This is a genomic window from Streptomyces sp. NPDC059853 (assembly GCF_042731495.1).
Classification (GTDB): Bacteria; Actinomycetota; Actinomycetes; order Streptomycetales; family Streptomycetaceae; genus Streptomyces.
Genome location: NZ_JBHWJL010000458.1, coordinates 1 through 2,742, shown reverse-complemented (window position 1 = coordinate 2,742; position 2,742 = coordinate 1). Strand labels below are relative to the sequence as shown.

The following is a 2,742-nucleotide window of genomic DNA, read 5'->3' as shown; positions in this document are numbered from 1 at the left end:
AGGTGACGGTGCTCGACGACGGGTCCGGCGCCGCCGTGCCGGCCGCCCGGGCGGCCGCCGGGGGCGGGCACGGGCTGACGGGGATGCGGGAGCGGGCCGCCGCGCTGGGCGGCAGCTGTGAGACCGGGCCGCTGGAAGGCGGCGGCTTCCGGGTACGGGTGGTGCTGCCGCTGCGGTCACCGGGCGGCCCCGCCGTGGAGCGGTCCGGTGCGGACCGCGGGTGGACGCATCCGTGCGTCTGAGAGGGAGTACGCATGATCCGGGTCGTCCTGGCCGATGACCAGGCGCTGCTGCGCAGCGCGTTCCGGGTGCTGGTGGAGTCCGAGCCGGACATGACGGTCACCGGGGAGGCGTCGGACGGCGCGGCGGCGCTGGCGGTGGTGCGCGAGCGGGGCGCGGACGTGGTGCTGATGGACATCCGGATGCCGGGCCTCGACGGGCTGGCGGCGACCCGGGAGATCAGCGCCGATCCGCTGCTGAGCGGGGTGCGGGTGGTCATCCTCACCACGTTCGAGTCCGACGACTACGTGGTGGAGTCGCTGCGGGCGGGCGCGTCCGGGTTTCTGGGCAAGGGGGCGGAGCCGGGGGAGCTGCTGTCGGCGATCCGGCTGGTGGCGGCGGGCGAGGCGCTGCTGTCGCCGGCCGCGACGCGTTCGCTGATCACCCGGTTCCTGGCCACCGGGGAGCGGGACGGCGGCGGGCAGCCGGCCGCGGATCTCGACGTGCTGACCGCGCGGGAGCGCGAGGTGCTGGTGGAGGTGGCGGGCGGGCTGTCGAACGACGAGATCGCGGCCCGCCTGGAGGTCTCCCCGCTGACGGTGAAGACCCACATCAACCGGCTGCTGACGAAGCTGGCGGCGCGGGACCGGGCGCAGCTGGTGATGACCGCGTACGAGACGGGTCTGGTGCGGCCCAGGTTCCCGGGCTGAGTCCGGCCGGAACGGTGCGGTGCGCTCCGTTCCGGCCGGGTGGCGCGCGGGGCGGTCAGGGCAGGGCGAGCATCTGCTCCAGGGCCGCCTTGGCGTACTTCTCGGTCTCCGGGTCGACCGTGATGCGGTTGACGGTGCGGCCGGCGGCCAGCGCCTCCAGCGTCCACACCAGGTGGGGCAGGTCGATGCGGTTCATGGTGGAGCAGAAGCAGACGGTGCGGTCGAGGAAGACGATCTCCTTGCCCTCGGCGGCGTAACGATTCGCCAGCCGGCGGACCAGGTTCAGCTCGGTGCCGATGGCCCACTTCGAGCCGGCCGGGGCCGCCTCCAGGGTCTTGATGATGTACTCGGTCGATCCGACGTAGTCGGCGGCGGCCACCACCTCGTGCCGGCACTCGGGGTGCACCAGGACGTTGACGCCGGGGACCCGGGCCCGTACGTCCTCCACCGACTCCAGCGAGAACCGGCCGTGCACCGAGCAGTGGCCGCGCCACAGGATCATCCTGGCGTCCCGCAGCTGGTCGGCGGTGAGCCCGCCGCCGGGCTTGTGCGGGTTGTAGACGACGCAGTCCTCCAGGGACATGCCCAGGTCGCGGACGGCGGTGTTGCGGCCGAGGTGCTGGTCGGGGAGGAACAGCACCTTCTCGCCCTGCTCGAACGCCCAGCGCAGGGCGCGTTCGGCGTTGGAGGAGGTGCAGATGGTGCCGCCGTGCCGGCCGGTGAAGGCCTTGATGTCGGCGGAGGAGTTCATGTAGGAGACGGGCACCGTGGTGGCGGCGACGCCGGCCTCGGTGAGGACGTCCCAGGCCTCGGCGACCTGCTCGGCGGTGGCCATGTCGGCCATGGAGCAGCCGGCGGCCAGGTCGGGGAGGATGACCCGCTGGTCGTCGGTGGTGAGGATGTCGGCGGACTCGGCCATGAAGTGGACGCCGCAGAAGACGATGTACTCGGCGTCCGGCCGGGCGGCGGCGTCGCGGGCGAGCTTGAAGGAGTCGCCGGTGACGTCGGCGAACTGGATGACCTCGTCGCGCTGGTAGTGGTGTCCCAGGACGAACACCCGGTCGCCGAGCTGTTCCTTGGCGGCCCGGGCCCGGGCGACCAGGTCCGGGTCGGAGGGGGAGGGGAGGTCGCCGGGGCAGTCCACGCCGCGCTCGCTGGCGGCGTCGGCCTCGCGGCCGAGCAGCAGCAGGGCCAGGGGGCTGGGCCGGACATCCAGGGGATCGGCGGTGCTCGGGGCGGTGTTCACGGCCACCCAACCCTTTCCGGCGTGTCCACGCCTTTTCGTCTATCTGACGCTATGGATGATAGCGGCACCGTGCCCGTTTGACGACGGTGAAAGCGTCAATGTGACGCATCCCCGGTTCCGGGGCACCGGGGGTGTGCGAGCATGGGAAGAAGGGAAAGACACCCGCCCAGAACGGAATGATTCCGTGGGGCTTTCTGTTGGAGCAGCCGGCAGAGGATTCCGTACTACCCGGGAGAGAAGCAGATGTCCGTATCGGACAAGACCGCTGTGAGCGACGGCATCATCCTTTCCGACGCTGCCGCGGCCAAGGTGAAGAGCCTGCTGGAGCAGGAAGGCCGCGACGACCTCGCACTGCGCGTGGCGGTCCAGCCGGGCGGCTGCTCCGGGCTGCGCTACCAGCTCTTCTTCGACGAGCGCTCGCTCGACGGTGACGTCGTCAAGGACTTCGACGGCGTCAAGGTCGTCACCGACCGGATGAGCGCCCCGTACCTGGGCGGCGCCTCCATCGACTTCGTCGACACCATCGAGAAGCAGGGCTTCACCATCGACAACCCCAACGCCACCGGC

The 2,742-nt window shown here is 71.6% G+C and carries 3 protein-coding genes and 1 pseudogene; 3 read left to right on the top strand and 1 reads right to left on the bottom strand.

The features are described 5' to 3' along the window. Positions 1 to 242, top strand: a pseudogene (locus ACFV5N_RS26680) (two-component sensor histidine kinase); the annotation flags it as partial. 12 nt (positions 243 to 254) lie between these two features. Then, entirely contained in the window at positions 255 to 929 is a 675-nt protein-coding gene (locus tag ACFV5N_RS26675) for a response regulator (RefSeq protein ID WP_385604765.1), read from the top strand. Between the two features lie 55 nt (positions 930 to 984). Here the strand turns inward: ACFV5N_RS26675 and nadA are convergent, their stop codons facing one another. After that, a complete protein-coding gene (gene nadA, locus ACFV5N_RS26670) occupies positions 985 to 2,175 on the bottom strand; it encodes a quinolinate synthase NadA (protein ID WP_385604762.1) in 1,191 nt (396 codons plus the stop codon). A gap of 243 nt (positions 2,176 to 2,418) precedes the next feature. On the opposite strand from nadA, the gene ACFV5N_RS26665 reads away from it, so the two are divergent. After that, positions 2,419 to 2,742 (top strand): HesB/IscA family protein (locus ACFV5N_RS26665; RefSeq protein WP_385604759.1); only part of this gene is annotated, 324 nt, incomplete at its 3' end.

Coding starts and splice junctions, on each gene's coding strand:
- ACFV5N_RS26675 (WP_385604765.1), top strand. CDS start 255: ATGATCCGGGTCGTCCTGGCCGATGACCAGGCGCTGCTGCGCAGCGCG.